Here is a 17,056-nt window from a genome sequence, read left to right on the forward strand (position 1 = left end):
CCGAATTGAACTAAGTCATAATTTAGAACATCTGTTAATTTCATTTCTTTCTCCTCTGTTTTATATTTCCAAGGAAATACTTTTTAACATATTTTTATTTCTTTATATAAATACTTGTTGAATTTTTATTTTAATTTTTCAACTTTGATTTGTGGAATTAATTCCGCAATAAGTTTCTTGGTTCCTACACCTACTGAGAATGATGTCGCACCACCTGCAGCGGATGCAAAACGAAGAGCTTCTTTGTAATCTTTTGTTTCATTATATTTCGCAACAAACATCGCTAGCATACTGTCTCCTGCCGCAACTGTCGATACTATCTCACCCTTAGCTACATTAACTTCAAATACTTCTTTATCTTCTGTTAGTAGTAACGCTCCGTCTGCTCCACGTGAAACAAGGACATTTTTTGCTCCACGCTCTTGTAATTTTTCAGCATACTGCAAGATTTCTTCTTTACTATTTAGAGTAACACCAAACATTTCTCCAAGCTCAAATTCATTCGGTTTAACCACAAATGGTTTGTATTGAAGTGTATCTAACACTAGCTCTTTGTTACTATCTACTACTAATGTAGCTCCTGACGCAGATACTCTTTTCGCAATAGCTTTGAAGTCTTCTACACCCATTCCCGCGATAACATTACCCGATAAAAATACTACATCTTCTTTAGTCAGTACTTCTAATTTTGTAAAGAAATCACTCACATTGTCTAGGTTTACACTACTACTTTGACCGTTTATTTCAGTCTCAGTTTCTGTAGTTAATTTCATATTAATTCTAGTCGCCCCGCGTGTTTCTACAAAATCATGATTTACTCCTAGTTTATCTAATTCTGATTTTATAAAATATCCTGTGAATCCAGCAACAAATCCCCAAGCCTTACTCTCAACACCAACGTTGTTTAGTAAGATTGAAATGTTAATACCTTTTCCACCTACTACATACTTCGCTTCTTGCGTTCTATTCAACTTACCAAGTGCGAAATCTTCCACTGTTGTCAACATATCAACAGCAGGATTTAAAGTAATTGTATAATACACTGCTAATCCTCCTTTATATTTTTTACTTCTATTATATTTTTATACTTTCTATATTCCTCTGGAACTTCATACGATACAATAACTACATCGTCTAACTCTGCAAATTTTTGAAATTTTCTATGCCCAAACTTCGACTTATCTGCAAGAATATATTTTTTCTTGCTGTTTTTTAGTGCCGTTGCTTTTATAAAAGATTCATTTTCTTCTGCAGTCGTTACTCCAAAGTTATCATCAATTCCATTACAACCAACAAAACAGATATCAAAGCTATATTTTTTTAGTTGTTCAATAGCTACAGAACCTATGACTGCTTGTGTAGAATGTTTTATCGTTCCACCTAAGATTATCGTATGAATTTTGTTATTAATAAGTTTCGGTAAATGATACGTTGAATTTGTCACAACCGTTAATTTTCTATCTCGAAGATGCTCTATCATTTCATATGTTGACGTTCCCGCATCAAGATAAATCGTCTGTCCAGATTGCAAGATATTATCACAAATATATCTAGCGACTGCCCTTTTCTCCTGTAAAAAATCAGCACGTTTCACTTCGACACTTTCTTCACTACCACGAGCAGTAGAACGTTTTATCGCTCCCCCATGAGTTCTAAATAATAAATTTTTTGCTTCTAGATTCGTAAGATCTCGTCTGATTGTAGCTTCTGACACATCACAATGTTCCATTAGATCCCTAAGACTTAACGAACCTTCCTTATCTAACAAATCTAAAATCTTATTCCATCTTTCATTTACCATTTTTCTTCTCTCCTAACTCCCAAGATTATTATATCTAATATAATATAGCTATTCAATCAAATTCAAGCAAAAACACTCATAAATAATCAAAATTAATGATTAAAATGAGTGTTTTGTTTTTTATTTTTGATTGTTTTTCTAAATGATGAGCGTTTTTTTATTTTCAATTAGATTTACATGATATTTTCATAATAGATATCAGATAACACTTATCTCAAAATTTAAAACCATCTTCATCAATGAAAATTTTCACAATTACGCTTGAGCGATTCAATCATATTTTTTACTCTCTTTACGAAAAACTTTTAACATCTTGTATATTGAATTTTACTACCTATAAGTATTATACTTTAAAGTAGTAAAATTATCTATATAATTCATTTAACGTAACTACAGTTACACCTTCTTTTGCCAACATATCATTATTTTTTACAAATAAGTATTTATATATAATATATTTATCAAAAATTTCCGCCCTTTGCGACAATAAATCTATAGTTTTCTGTAATTTGAAAGAATTACGCCACTTACATTCTCCTACTATTATTTTCTTATCAAGAATAGAATCAACAATAACGTCTATTTCTTGAACACTACCTTTTTTATCTTTTCCCCACCAACGACCAAAAGTTTTTGCAACAAATGGCAATTGTTTATTTGTATTCATTCTTCTCAAATACTGTCTTGATATTTCCTCAAAAATAGATCCAACAAAATTCGGTAAATCACTTAGCGCTACTTCTGCATAAATATCTCCATATCCTCGCTCTATTTCTGCTCTAACAGAAAATACATAACGATACCAAAATGCTAAAAAATTCTCTGTAATAATATACCTGCTAGTTTTCCCTTTCAGCGAATTGGCACCAAAAGGAATTACTCTTTCGATATAATTCAAATCTTGTAAGACTAATAAATATTTCGAGACTATATTAGTTTCAAGTTTAGTATAACTAACAATTTCTCCCAAAGTATTCGATCCACTAGCTATTGCCTGTAAAACCGCATTATAGTTAGCTGGTTCTCTAAATTCTTGCTTCATGAGAAGCACACCTTCATTATTTAAATATCCATTAATATCAAAATAGAGTTCTTTTATATTATCTTCAAACGATAATTTTTCATCTATTAATGTTAAATAGTACGGCGTTCCACCTACACAGGCATAATATTTAACCTTGTCTTCATTACTCGCATTTGGATAGAATTTTGCAGAATCATAGTAATCTAACGGATTAACTTTTAGCTGTCCTGTTCGTCGCCCAAATAAAGGACTTTTTTCTCCTAAAACTTGGTTTTCCATAAAACTCATAGAAGAACCACAAAGGATTAAGAAGATATTAGTATCCTTCAACTCGTGATCAATAACATGTTGCAATATAGAATTTAAAGATTTATTCGCTGTTGCTGCATATGGATACTCATCGATAATAAGAACCAACTTCTCCTTTTCGAATTTTTCCTTTATCAAGTTAAAGAAATTATTCCAATTTTCCACACTTGGAAAATTGGTTATCCCCATCTTCTCACCTAAGATTCGAGAAAATTTTTGAAGATTCAACATGTCGTTCACTTCTTCTGCAGGTAAATATAGTGAATTCTTATCTTTTACAAACTCAGTTAATAAAAACGTCTTTCCTATACGACGTCTACCATAGACAACAGCCATCTGAAATCCTTTTTTATTGTACATTTTCTCCAAAGAATTCAACTCTTTTTCTCTTCCTAAAAACATAAGTTCACCTTCTTATTATAAATTATTTTTATCATTACTCAACTTTTTTACTACCTATAAGTATTATACTTTAAAGTAGTAAAATTAGCAAATAAGAACAAAAACATTACAGAACACATCTGCACTTATGTTCAAATAACAACTAGCACACAAAAATCAAAAATAAGAGGTTCAACATTTCCGCCTGAACCTCTTAACTTTTATCTATTTAGATAATATTCTTATCTTCTTTTTTTGAATCCAACTTCATCTTCAGCTTTATTTAGCTTTTGAAGTCTTTTACTTCTAGCTCCACCTACAGTCTCAACTTTCACCTCATGAATTTCTTCAATCTCTGGTGCTACTTCTACTTTTGGTGTTACTTCCTCTACTTGAGTAACCTCTACTTGTGGCGCTACTTCTACATTTTGTTGTTCAACTACAACCTCTTCAACTTCATTCACTTCTGGTGCTTGTTGCTGTTGCCCTTGAACTTCATTTACGTTAAAACCCGGGTTTTGTTGCCCTCCTTGAGGAGCATTTGGGTTAAAACCCTGACATTGTTGCCCTCCTTGAGGAGCGTTTGGATTGAAACCTTGTGGTTGCCCTTGGAATCCTGGATTTGGTCGTCCTTGTTGAGCATTTGAATCAAACCCTTGTGGTTGCCCTTGAAATCCTGAATTTGGTCGCCCTTGTTGAGCATTTGGATCAAATCCTTGTGGTTGCCCTTGGAATCCTGGGTTTGGTCGCCCTTGCTGAGCATTTGGATTAAACCCTTGTGGCTGTCCTTGGAATCCTGGTTGTCCTTGTTGAGCATTTGGATTAAACCCTTGTGGCTGCCCTTGAAATCCTGGATTTGGTCGCCCTTGTTGAGCATTCGGATTAAACCCTTGTGATTGCCCTTGAAATCCTGGATTTGGTCGTCCTTGTTGAGCATTTGAATTAAACCCTTGTGGTTGCCCTTGGAATCCTGGGTTCATACCATTATTAAAATATGGTTGGTTTTGAATCGGATTACCGAACTGATCAAATTGAACAGGATGTCCAAAAGGGTTTCCAAATTGACTATAGTATTGTTGCGCTTGAATAGTTTGTCTTAAGAAAAATTTAGCAAATTCACTATTAGAATTCGTTTCTACTGCATTAGATGGTAATGACATTAATACAAATAAGAAAACAATACAATACACTGGAGTCAATAAATACACTGTGAAATAAGATAAAATATAATATAAAGCTATTAAAATAACAATTCCCCATGTAGCAAACCCTACATCACGAAGTCTTCTTGTGAAGCTTGCAGTTAGAGGTAAAATTAAAATAAGTCCAGCTATTAGCATGAAAATCCCGAATGCTAACCCTGTTTGAAGTGTAGAAACTCCATCACTAAATGCACTTCCGCCTAATAAGTATCCAAAATCACTTGTTGATCTTCTTCCAATACTAGAAAATGAAGATAATACTCCTTGGAATACTAAAACTGCTAATAAAATAAATCCTCCTAAAATACTTCCTACAGGAAACCAGTGTCCAGGTACTGAAGAGTATCCTGTAAAATCGACGAATCCCTTGAAGAAATCTTTAAAAGAAGAACCATAAGTGACATGCTTATGTCTTTGGTCTATCATAAAACCCCTCCTATAAATAATAAAATAAATATACACTAATAATATAATAAACACTAACTATAGTCAATTGAAATATAAATAAAACACATAAAATCTTATTATTTCTATCCCTACTTATAACTAAATTCACAGCTTGGTATATTGATTTTACACCTTCAAATTATTCTCATGCTATAGTATTTTCTCTATCAAAATATCTCAGATATTTCAATATTAATTATAAATTCTAAGATGTTACTACTAAAAATAATACAAAAAATTATATAAAAAATCTAGGCAATCAACTAATTACCTAGACTTCTCTCAACAACTATATTTCCATTTTCCCTAGCACTTCTCGTGCTTCTTCAATTACACTTTCTATTATGACTTTCACTGGACGAATCTCACTTACTAACCCAGCGATTTGCCCTGCCATAACAGAACCATTTTCAACATCACCATCATAAACAGCACGTCTTAATGAACCTAGTGTTAACTCCTCTAGCTCTATAAGAGTGGACGACTGTTCTTCTAATTCATGATATCTTTTTGTAAGTTCATTTTTAATACCACGAACAGGTGCTCCGAATTTTTCTCCTGTTAACGTCGTAGAAGTATCATCTGCTTCTATAATCATGTTTTTATACTCATCTGTCACCGGACACTCCTTAGAAGCCAAGAACACAGTTCCCATTTGTACACCGTTCGCTCCAAGACAATAAGCTGCAGCCATTCCACGACCATCGGCTATACCCCCAGCTGCGATAACCGGAATATTCACCGCACTTGTTACTTGTGGCAGTAGTGACATAGTAGTACTTGTTCCTACGTGTCCTCCTGCTTCCATACCTTCCACTACAACTGCGTCGCACCCTAACTCTTCCATTTTCTTCGCAGCCTTAACAGATGGAATAACTGGTATAACTTTTATCCCTGCTTCTTTTAAATGCGGCATAAATTTTCTCGGAGTTCCTGCTCCTGTTGTGACAATTTTAACACCTTCTTCGATAACAACATCAATTATTTCTTCGATATTCGGCATCATAAGCATTAAATTTACCGCGAAAGGTTTATCTGTAAGATTTTTACATTGTTGAATCTCTTTGCGAAGCTCCTCAGGACTTACACCTCCAGAAGCTAAAATCCCCAAAGCTCCAGCGTTAGAAACAGCCGAAACAAATTCGTGCCTTGCTATTTGAGCCATTGCTCCTTGAAAAACTGGATACTTTATTCCTAATAAACTAGTAATCGTCATAATTGTTCTCCTCTTTGTTTACTTCATATTACAATTAGCATTGGACTAATTTTATTTAAAATTTTCTAATCTAACATTTCCACATAATACTTAGCGATATATTTCTAAAAAATAAATTTCGCAATAACATAACACACTATCATTAAAATGATCGATGATAAGAAACATGCTGTAAATACTCTTATACCACGTTCTTTTATAACTCTGAAATTAACACTCATTCCTAACGCCGCCATAGCCATACCTAAGAATACATATGCAGCATCTACAAAAAATGGAGCTAATGGTTTTAAGAAAGTAACGTAACTTCCCAAGATACTCATAAAGATAAATCCTAGGATAAAGTACGGCATCGGAACCTTACCTTTTGTTTCATCCTGAGTTTTTTTGTTAACAACAATCAATATTCCCGCAACTACGATAAGCATAAGAACACGTGACAGTTTTGTCAAAATCGCTGCATCTAAAGCCACTTGTCCACCTGCTCCTCCAGCCGCAACTGCATGAGCTATTTCATGAAGACTTCCTCCTGTAAACACTCCGTAGTTGTATGCATCAAGACCTAAATAAGGCTGCAAACTTACCTCTATTAGCGTAAACACCGTCCCCAGTATCGCAACAACAGCAACAGCAAGAACACTGTTATCAGTTTTTGCACGAAGTTGTCCACTTACCCCCATAACAGCCGCAGCTCCACAAATACTACAACCGCATGAAGAAAGTAAAGCAAGCTCATGATCCACTTTAAAAGCACGACACATAAAGTAAGTTAAAGTTATCATAAACAACACGATAAAAAATGCTACCACCAGTGTTTTCTTCCCTTCCATAAGAAGCCTATCCAACGCTAGTTTAAATCCTAATAAAATTATTCCAAGTCGCAAAAATTTATTACTTATAAACGGAATATCCGCCTTAACTTGTTCCTTCAACCCTTTCGAACTCTGTAAAGCCATACCTATAACTAAGGCAATAACTAAATGTCCAAAAAGTTTTAATGCAGGAACCTGAGCAAGATATTTCGCAACTAACGAAATAACTAACATTATACCTAATGTATAATAAAAATTAACACTCTTAAACCTATCCATAATAGATTTCTCCTTTTACTCTATTCAGCTAAAAAGCTATACACTTTAATTATACTATCTACAATCTTTCTATTCAAGGAATTATAATGAGTTCTATACAACTTAAAGATTCTTCAGTCTCTAACGTTTTCTACTTTGTTACCTATATTAAAAAAACAACCAAGGAATGAAATTTCAAATCTCTTCCCTTGGTTGTTTCATTATTAAACTTTGTAAATAGATTCTGTAAAGTCTTGTGATTGTCTTAAGTATGCTTTATAGATCTCTTTTTTAAGTTTTTGCACTGGAGTTTCTATAAACATAAATTTCTGAGCTGTTGTATTACCTGCTTTTATTTGGGCTAGTTCAGCTAAAACAGCTTCATTCATAAGTTGTTGTAATTTTTCTTTACTATCAATTACTTGTTGTTTTCCGTTGTAATTTATCGTAATAGATTTCAGGCTATCTAATTTTGCAACACGCTCATTAATTTGATCTTTTTTGAAGGCTGCATATGTTTTTCCTAAGATTTTTTCGAAAATATACTTATCAGACAACGGTTTGCTTTCTGCTTCAGCTTGTTGTTTAAACTGATTCGATACATAAGGTACAAATCCTTCATAATAGCCCAAAGCTCCCATAAGCTCAAAGGCTTGTTTTCTGAATGTAATATCCCCACTCATACCTTTATCATTTTCACTAACTCCAAAAATTGTATCAAACATATCTACAAAATAATATCCATTGGCTAAGACATCACCTTTTGCATTAAATCCATTTATAATGTAACGGTTCACTAAAATATTATTATCAATTAAACTATTAATATCATTTAATTTTTCCGCTTCTGCCAGTGTGATTTCTGAGATTTTTTCACTATTGTGCGTAGCTTTAACCGCTTGATTTGTGTATGTTACTGTCGCTCTAGGTCCTTTTGACGCAATCGGTGTTATCTTTTTGAAATATTTAGTTTTATCTTCTGCTGAAAGTTTCCTTGTCGCTTCCGCTTCTAAATAATCTAAACTATATAGCACATCAAAACTTCCATGCATGTAATTTCTTAAATCTGCAGCTGTCTTGAATCTATTAGATGTTTTATTATAGAATCCGTTCTTATTACTTTCGTCAAAAACAAAGTTTAGGTTAAAATATGTATCTTTTTCTGGTGTATAAGAATTTTCAAAAATTCCTCGAGCATAAAATTCTGCAGCTGTACCATCTCGACGACCATGATTATTAAACAGCACTGTTCTGTCTAATAAGTGCGTCATTTCATGAGAATAGGTTGCTGACCCTCTATCATCCAGAACTCTATCTATAAAGTAACGGACACCTACTCCATTCGCTTCTGCACCTACATTTTGCGATGGTGAATACAGTCCTAAAGGTGTCATAAAGTCTTTAACCCCTTTATCCGCTGTTGGTCCTGATTCTTTAGACCATGTTGTCGCTATTCCAGCAAACTCATTAGGCGTATATTTTTTCATCGTATCTACAATTACTCTATTGGTAATTAGTTTCGGACGATTTTCTTCTTTTGTTATTCTATATAGAGTATCAATATAATTAGCTTGTCTTGTCGCTGTTAGTTCTATCAATTCTTTAACCTTATTAAGCTCTTCGGTATACTTAGCTTTATTTGCTTTCTCTAAAGAAGTATCCATATAGGTTCCGATATTTCCATAAGTTACCGTCGCCATATTAGTTATAGCATACACGCTTGGTTCTTTAATATTTACCAAACCTAATAATGTAGCTATGTTCTGTTGTCTTCTATTTTTTATTTGAAGTTCTTCTGCCCCGTATTTCTCAGGAGACGTAGTTAATTTTGTATATAATTCTACTTTTTCGTCAGGTTTCTGTTTTGAAGGTTTTTCTACTACGATAGCTTTAGTCGCTTTTTTCAACCACGTATCACCGTCCATATTTGTGAATGTAGTTCTGTTGTAATCTAGGAAATCTAGTAGCGTTGGTTTATCCGTGATTTTCCCGAAGTATTTCTCAAATGTTTTTGGACTATTAGTTAGTTTTAATTCGTCATAACTCATAGATCCAAGATGTGTCAACCAATCTAAAGATGTAACATTTTTCTTACCAAATGAACTTGGATTATATGCTAGTATATCGCGAATATTAGTATCTCCAAAGTCTATATTATAAAATCTATTTATATAAGATAACCCTAGTAATATTTTTTCTTTATTAGCTTCAATATCACGTCTAACTTTTTCTCTATTTTGTGGCGTGTCTCCAATAATGCTCAATGTATGCGCCGCAACTTTTTTCAACCTAGCATCTAAATCTATTTTAGTCTCTTCTAGCGTTTCTTTAATCGATAATTTTTCTAGATACTCTTTTCGTAAAACTTCTTTTACTTCTTCATCAGTTATCGCTGGATTAGTTTTTTGTAATTCTTTTCGTTTCAAGAATAGATCTCGATTTATTTCTATATCTGATGGAGTTAACTGAGCCTTTAACTTTCCATTTGTTAACAAGTCTACATTTTTCATCTCCGCAGTAGCTTCCGTTACATTTACTGCATTTTCTAATCCGCTATTAACTGGTAGTAAATGAGGTTTGTCTTCTTTAGTTCCAACTAAGATTAGCCTTGGTATCATATATTCGGCTATTTCAGTCTTCTCAACTGGATTCGTTAACTCTCCTGTTTCAGGATTAACTTCATAAGTTCTAGTTATTGTTGTTTTACCCTGTTTTCCCTCTCGAACAAGTTCTATTCCTTTTGGAAGTTCAGGGTCTTCTTTTCTCTCCTCTGTGATTTCTATAGGTTTTACTATTCTCTCAACATTCCCAACTTCAATAACTTTATCTATCGGTCGGCATAATATTATTTTAGAAATATGTTCTACTGGTTCTCCAGTAGATTCATCACGAATATACGAAGTAGTAATTACTTCCGTGCCTTTACTACCTTCTACTATTTCATCTTGATCTCTAAAGTTTAAATCATATGGGTCGCCTGCCCCATAAATTGTTTTATAATCCAATTCTTCTACGGTAGTTATTGTTGAAATAGGAATAACCGATTTTCCGTTAATAATTATCGTCGATGTTTCAAAGTGTTTTAACTCATCAGCTGTTGGTTTGGGGCATTTCCTGTTATCCTTTATTCGCACTGGTCGGTCAGGTTTTGAATCATGGATATCCCCCCACGATGGTTTTTCAACTGGTATAGCAGGCTTTGGAGTTACCTCTGGCGTTGGTTGTTCCGGTGTTGGTGTTATTTCATACTCTGGATTCTCCGGTTGTACTAAACTTTCACCTTTTATACTCACTTCTGTTATTGGGTTTTCTTCTCGTACTAATGTAGGACCATTCCAACTTGCTAGCGGTTTTTCTGGTTGTACTAGCGGCTCTCCTTTCTCGCTTATTACTGCTTCTGGGTTCTCATCTTGTACTAAAGGTTCTCCTTTTTCACTTACTACTCCCTCTGGATTCTCCGGTTGTACTAAAGGTTCTCCTTTTTCACTTACTACTCCCTCTGGATTCTCCGGTTGTACTAAAGGTTCTCCTTTTTCGCTTATTACTGCTTCTGGATTCTCATCTTGTATTAAAGGTTCTCCTTTTTCGCTCACTACTCCCTCTGGATTCTCATCTTGTACTAATGGTTCTCCTTTTTCACTTACTACAACTTTCTCCTCTATACCTGTTTTTTCCTCCACTAGTCCAGGAGTAAACTCTCCTCGTTCTTCTATCTTGATAGAACTACTTTTGTTTGTGCATGTTTTTCCTATTTCAAAATAGTGACCCGTAAAACTATATCCAGGTATTTCCTCTGGACTTGGTAACATTCCACCTATTGAAGTTTTTATCACCGTTGGTTGAATTTCTCTAAAATCTTCAAAAGCCATCACTTGACTTAAATTACCACTGACAGTTAGCATACTAACTAAAAAAATCAATTTCCCTTTTTTCTTTTTAATCAATGTTAAACACACCAACAACAATGCTCCACCTAAAACTGCAGTTCCCGATGTTACTCCACCTGTACTTGGTAATACATTATTTTTTTTATATACAAAATAATATGACTTACCTTCTTCTACTGTTATTTTGTTTTCTTCAAAAACTTTTAGCTGACTTTTTATTTGTTCCGATAAACTACTATTATCAACCGCATGAATACATACTTCTTTTTCCTCTGTCGCCTTAGCTTCACCGGTATAACTTAAAGATAAAAACAAACTTGTTCCCAACAACACAGAACAAGCACCCATCTTATATTTCCTTATTGAAAAATACTGCTTCCTTCTAAAATTTTCTTTCTTCGTCATCTTTTCCTCCGCTATTTCTTTATTCAATAACCTTTTATACTATATCAAATTTAACTTTTTTCCGCAAGAATAATATATATATATCTTTTAAATTATAAATCAAAAAAGGGTGTGACTCGAAAAATCGTGATTTCAGAGAAATCTTTTCAAGTCACTCCCAATAAATTTTATTATATATATAAAGTTTTTATAAAGCAAATTTAGATGTCAATAAAACACCACTTCTATACTTTCTCAAATAAACCTTTTTTAAATTTTAATCTGTTGATCTAACCTTTTTTATACTTTATTTTGATTTATTATCCTAATAAAAGGAATAAGTAGTGAGCGATAATCCCCGCTGCTATACCACCTAGTGTGTGAGATACGATAGCTTTTGAAGATAATTTACGAACTCCAAGAGCATCCATCATACCGATATGTGTACTTAAGTATCCACTCCAACACATACCCATCGCAGTAAATACCGCGATATCATTAGGTCCAATAAGACCATTTTTCAAGAATTCCGGTACTAATGAAATAGCTCCTCCTACAGCTCCTAAAGCTGTAATTGGGAAAGCAATAGCTTCTGCTGAATGGAATCCAAACAACGGTTCTAATATAAATGTTAATTTTTCTCCTAACCATGGTAGGAATCCAACTCCCTCATATGCTGCACCAGTATATCCACCTGCAGGCATCTTAAATGTTAACATCATCACAAAAGTACATACAATAAGCACTCCCGGAATAATAGCCATACCCATTTCTACCCCTGTTTTTCCACCTTCCAAAATAGTATCTAATACACGTTGGAACATATTACCATCACGTATTATTCTCACTTTGTCTGGTGTTTCATCGCCTTCTTCCATTTCTATTACAGGATCTTCAGCTTCATCTCCATAGTATTTTTTCGTTTCTCTTAACATTAAACGAACACTTATAATACTACCTAAGATTGCTCCAACATTCCCTATAATTGCTGCTTTGATAAATCCTTCACCTTGTCCCATCATAAACATTGTTACAATAAGCCCCATACCAAAAGCTGTCCCTAAATTACATAAAGCTGGTACTTGGTATTTTTTAAAGAAAGATACAAAGCGTCTATCTTTCGCAAATGGAATAATAGCCGGGTTATCTGATAGATAAGTCGCTACTGCTCCTGTTACACTCGCACCAGGCATCCCCCAAAGTGGTTTCATAAGAGGTGCGAATATTTTATTTATTAGCGCAATCGCACCAAACTCTGATAACAATGCACTAATAGCCCCTGCTATAACAGCCATAGCCATAATGAAAAATACCGTATTCAGTAGTAAATCATGAGCTGTAGCCATCATTGTTTTAAACATAAGTGGTGTTCCCATTTTCCTTGCCATAAATCCAAATATTAAGAAAAATATTGCTAAGAAAACAAAAGTCTCTAAACTTATCGCTTTTTTAACCACTACATTTTTTTTGTTCTTCTTACTCTTGGTTATTTCTCCGCCCATAAAAATCGTCCTTTCTAATTTTTATTTAATATAATTATTTCAGTTCACTTGTATAGAACTGTACTATTACAACTTACATAATATATTATATCACACTTTCTTTATTCTCGCAACTATTTCAACAGTTTTGAAAGTAATTAAACTAAATTACCATTGAAATCCAACCTCTCTTTCCTCTCTATATTCTATGTAAACATTATCAAAATAACTTTTTATCACTTTAAAAAATAAAATATAACACCTATTTACAAAAGTTAAATTTTTATATATTTTACTATTGTGTATTACGTTGTATTAATACAGTTGTGTTTTGGTATTATATTTGTATTATTATCCCCTAAAGAGAAATGAATTTTATTTTTTATAACAACATTAAATCATAAATTATTAATCTTTATCCACATTACATAATGTCGATTAATTGAAATATTTCGGCTTTTTTGATAGAATATAATGGCAACAAAAATACACAATAAGGAGAAATATATTTTTTATGCGAACGCAAAATGAAAATAATAAAATTTTAAAGTTTTCAATTAGAAAATTATCTTTTGGTGCAGCACCAGTTATCATCGGTGCTTTATTCCTTGGAAGCCATACATCAAGCGATGCGTTAGCAAACGAAGGTACTGCTAACGTTAAATATACTTATCTAGCTGAAAACGAACTTACTGAATCGGAAAAAAGTTTAATTAAAAAAAGCATTCCTGAAAACGTCAAAAACAACGAAACATATTACATGGTTTATAAAAAAGAAACTCAAACAACTAAACCAGCAGAGAGACCAACAGAAATCAAAGAACTACCTAACACAGGACAAAGCTCTCTTCCTGTTGCCGGTTTAGGTATCGGAACTGCGGTATTAGTAGTTTTACTAATGTCTAAAAAACACAGAAATAAAGTTCTTAGCGTTGTATTAATCGGGGCTATGGGGCAAAGTGTCATCATGCCGTTCCAAACATTTGCTTTTGAAAACAAAGAATTAGTTCAACACAACACGCAAGCAACTGTATCTAATTCTACTGAACTTGCTAACGGAGTAATTAACATCGAAGGATATCGCTATGTTGGATATTTCACACATAGTGACTTAAACGTCCTACCACAACCTGAACAAAAAGTTCTTCCAAAACTAGAACAACCAACTATCGAACCGACACAACCTGAGCAATCTACACCTAAAGTTGAGTATAAAACAACACCTGAAGAAGGTATTAAAACAGTAGTCGAAAATAAACCTGAACTTAAATCAACTACTGAGGCTGTTCCTTTCGAAACTATCACACAAAACGATGCTACTTTACCTAAAGGACAATCTAAAGTTGTTCAAGAAGGTGTCAACGGTGAACAAATCGTATTTAGCGAAGTATCTACTATCGACGGAAAACAGTCTAGCAAAGTTATTAAAACATCAATCACTAAACAACCTGTAAATAAAGTAGTTGCTGTTGGTACTAAAGAAGATGCTACTCCAGTGAAACCAGCACCAGTAGAAGAAGTTCTTGATGCAAAATCAGGTAAACCAAAAGTTGTAGTTTCTACTGAGGTTGTTCCATTTGAAACTATTACACAAAACGATGCTACCTTACCTAAAGGGCAATCTAAAGTTGTTCAAGAAGGTGTTAACGGCGAACGTACTATCTTAACAGAAGTAGCTACAGTGAACGGACAACAATCTAGCAAAGTACTAGAAACTACAATCACAAAACAACCTGTAAACAAAGTAATCGCAGTTGGCACTAAAGAAGACGTTACTCCAACTCCACAACCCGTAGCACCTGAAGAAACTAAACCTACTCCTCAGCCTGAAACTCCAAAACCTGAGGAAAAAGTTGATAAAACTGCACTAAAAGCTCAAATTGATAGAGCTCTTGCACTTGTAGCTGCTGATTATTCTGTTGCGAGCTACGACGCTCTTAAACCAATTTTAGCAGCTGCACAAAACATTTACACTTCCGATACTGTAAAACAACCAGAAGTAGATAATGAAACTGCAAAACTTAAAGCTGCTATCGACGCTCTTAATGTTGATAAAACTGAATTAAACAAAACTATCGCCGATGCAAAATCAAAAACTAAAGAGCACTACAGCGATAGTACTTGGACTAATCTTCAAAATGTATTAGCTGATGCTGAAAAAGTTACAAATAACCCAACAGCAAAACAAAGCGAAGTTGATCATGTCTACGAAAAACTTAAAGCCGCTATTGCAGGATTAAACACTGATAAAACTGAACTTGAAAGACAACTTGCTGATGCTAAGTCTAAGGCAGAAGCTGACTTCAGTCCTGCGACATGGGCTGCCTTAGAGGAAGCGAAAAACGCTGCCCAAACTGTAGAAGACAACGCTACTGCTACTCAAACTCAAATCGATGAAGCTGCTAAAAAACTTAAAGCCGCTATCGACGCTCTTAATGTTGATAAAACAAAATTACAAGAACAAATAGCAATCGCAGAAACTAAACAAGAAACTGACTACAGTCCAAAAACTTGGAATGAATTCAAAAATGCTGAAATCAAAGCAAAAGAAATCAACGACAAAACTACTCCACTTCCTAAACAAAGTGAAATAGATGCAGCTACTAAAGCTCTTCAAGACGCTATTAAAGCTCTTGCTGTAGATAAAACTGCGTTACAAAATGCTATAAACACAGCGAACAGCAAACGTAAAGAAGAATACACTACTCAAACATGGAAAGCTTTAGAAGATGCTCTTACGGCAGTAAACCCTATAAATACAGATGAAGCTGCTACTCAAAGCAAAGTAGACGAAGCTACTAGAAGATTAGAAGAAGCTATCAAAAACTTAGCTCCGTTAACTGAAAAACCAGTATTAAAATTCGTCGATACTGATAAGAAAGTATTAGATAAAGAAGTAATTGCTAACTATTCTCTAAAAAATCCAACTAAAGCTAAAATTAAATCAATTACAGCTACTCTGAAAAAAGACGGACAAGTTGTTAAGACTGTAAATCTAACAGAAGATAATCTAAATGCTTTATTAGAAAACGTAGAATACTTCAAAGAATACACTCTATCTACAACCATGGTTTACGATAGAGGTAACGGTGAAGAGACTGAAACATTAGCTGATCAACAAATTCAATTAGACCTTAAAAAAGTCGAAATTAAAAATATTAAAGAAACAAGCTTAATTAGTGTTGATGAAGCAGGTGTTGAAACAGATAAAAGTTTACTTGATTCTAATCCAGGAAATGTTGCTCCACTTTATCTACGCATCACAACTCACGATAACAAAGTGACAAGACTTGCCGTTGATAAAATTGAAGAAGTAGAAAAAGATGGAAAAACTTTATATAAAGTTACAGCTACAGCTCCTGATTTAGTTCAACACACAGATGCTTCTAAATTAGCAAACGAGTATGTTCATTACTTTGAAAAACAAAAAGCACATGAAAATGATGTATACTATAGTTTTAACGACCTGGTAACAGCTATGAAAGCTAATCCTTCTGGTACATTTAAACTTGGTGCAGATCTTAATGCCGCTAACGTTCCAACTCCAAATAAACAATATGTACCTGGTAAATTCAGCGGAACTTTAACAAGTGTCGATGGTAAACAATATACAATACACAATATGGCTCGTCAGCTATTTGATAATATTGAAGGTGGTACAGTTAAAAATATTAACTTAGGAAACGTTAATATCAACATGCCTTGGGTTGAAAATATTTCAGCACTATCAAGAGTAATTAAAAATGCCACAGTCGAAAATATTAAAGTGACTGGTAGCATCCTTGGTAAAGATGGTGTGGCCGGTATTGTAAATAAAGGAGATACCGGTGGACTTCTTAAAAATGTTGCTTTCA

At 33.8% G+C, this 17,056-nt stretch carries 9 protein-coding genes; 1 reads left to right on the forward strand and 8 read right to left on the reverse strand.

Annotated features, from left to right (window positions below; genetic code table 11):
• Window positions 1-125: 125 nt before the first annotated feature.
• The 8 genes from pfkB to RWQ73_RS06170 form a co-directional block, all read right to left on the reverse strand.
• Window positions 126-1,043, reverse strand: a complete 918-nt coding sequence (gene pfkB, locus RWQ73_RS06135; protein ID WP_314407345.1) for a 1-phosphofructokinase — start codon at window positions 1,041-1,043, stop codon at window positions 126-128.
• A gap of 2 nt (window positions 1,044-1,045) precedes the next feature.
• The gene (locus RWQ73_RS06140) at window positions 1,046-1,801 is read right to left on the reverse strand and encodes a DeoR/GlpR family DNA-binding transcription regulator (RefSeq protein WP_314407347.1); all 756 of its coding nucleotides are present in this window, start codon (window positions 1,799-1,801) and stop codon (window positions 1,046-1,048) included.
• Between the two features lie 364 nt (window positions 1,802-2,165).
• A complete protein-coding gene (locus RWQ73_RS06145) occupies window positions 2,166-3,536 on the reverse strand; it encodes an ATP-binding protein (RefSeq protein WP_314407350.1) in 1,371 nt (456 codons plus the stop codon).
• Window positions 3,537-3,757: 221 nt separating this feature from the next.
• A complete protein-coding gene (locus RWQ73_RS06150) occupies window positions 3,758-5,143 on the reverse strand; it encodes a hypothetical protein (protein WP_314407352.1) in 1,386 nt (461 codons plus the stop codon).
• Window positions 5,144-5,453: 310 nt separating this feature from the next.
• Window positions 5,454-6,380, reverse strand: coding sequence for a nitronate monooxygenase (locus tag RWQ73_RS06155; RefSeq protein WP_314407354.1), 927 nt, complete (start codon window positions 6,378-6,380; stop codon window positions 5,454-5,456).
• A 104-nt stretch (window positions 6,381-6,484) separates the two neighbouring features.
• On the reverse strand, window positions 6,485-7,471 hold the full coding sequence (locus RWQ73_RS06160) for a putative sulfate exporter family transporter (protein ID WP_314407356.1): 987 nt from the start codon (window positions 7,469-7,471) through the stop codon (window positions 6,485-6,487).
• A gap of 203 nt (window positions 7,472-7,674) precedes the next feature.
• Window positions 7,675-11,742: a ZmpA/ZmpB/ZmpC family metallo-endopeptidase gene (locus RWQ73_RS06165; protein ID WP_314407358.1), complete on the reverse strand. Its 4,068-nt coding sequence runs from the start codon at window positions 11,740-11,742 to the stop codon at window positions 7,675-7,677.
• 299 nt (window positions 11,743-12,041) lie between these two features.
• Window positions 12,042-13,223, reverse strand: coding sequence for a hypothetical protein (locus RWQ73_RS06170; RefSeq protein WP_314407360.1), 1,182 nt, complete (start codon window positions 13,221-13,223; stop codon window positions 12,042-12,044).
• Window positions 13,224-13,716: 493 nt separating this feature from the next.
• Between RWQ73_RS06170 and RWQ73_RS06175 the strand changes: the two genes are divergently transcribed.
• Window positions 13,717-17,056, forward strand: a 3,340-nt coding sequence (locus RWQ73_RS06175; protein WP_314407362.1) for a ZmpA/ZmpB/ZmpC family metallo-endopeptidase-related protein, incomplete at its 3' end; no start/stop codon positions are given.

The organism is uncultured Gemella sp. (assembly GCF_963525875.1).
GTDB lineage: Bacteria > Bacillota > Bacilli > Staphylococcales > Gemellaceae > Gemella.

What these genes read in the sequence shown, in the direction of transcription:
- RWQ73_RS06140 (WP_314407347.1), bottom strand. Translation starts at nt 1,801, where the DNA reads ATGGTAAATGAAAGATGGAATAAGATTTTAGATTTGTTAGATAAGGAA.
- RWQ73_RS06145 (WP_314407350.1), bottom strand. Translation starts at nt 3,536, where the DNA reads ATGTTTTTAGGAAGAGAAAAAGAGTTGAATTCTTTGGAGAAAATGTAC.
- RWQ73_RS06150 (WP_314407352.1), bottom strand. Translation starts at nt 5,143, where the DNA reads ATGATAGACCAAAGACATAAGCATGTCACTTATGGTTCTTCTTTTAAA.
- RWQ73_RS06155 (WP_314407354.1), bottom strand. Translation starts at nt 6,380, where the DNA reads ATGACGATTACTAGTTTATTAGGAATAAAGTATCCAGTTTTTCAAGGA.
- RWQ73_RS06160 (WP_314407356.1), bottom strand. Translation starts at nt 7,471, where the DNA reads ATGGATAGGTTTAAGAGTGTTAATTTTTATTATACATTAGGTATAATG.
- RWQ73_RS06165 (WP_314407358.1), bottom strand. Translation starts at nt 11,742, where the DNA reads ATGACGAAGAAAGAAAATTTTAGAAGGAAGCAGTATTTTTCAATAAGG.
- RWQ73_RS06170 (WP_314407360.1), bottom strand. Translation starts at nt 13,223, where the DNA reads ATGGGCGGAGAAATAACCAAGAGTAAGAAGAACAAAAAAAATGTAGTG.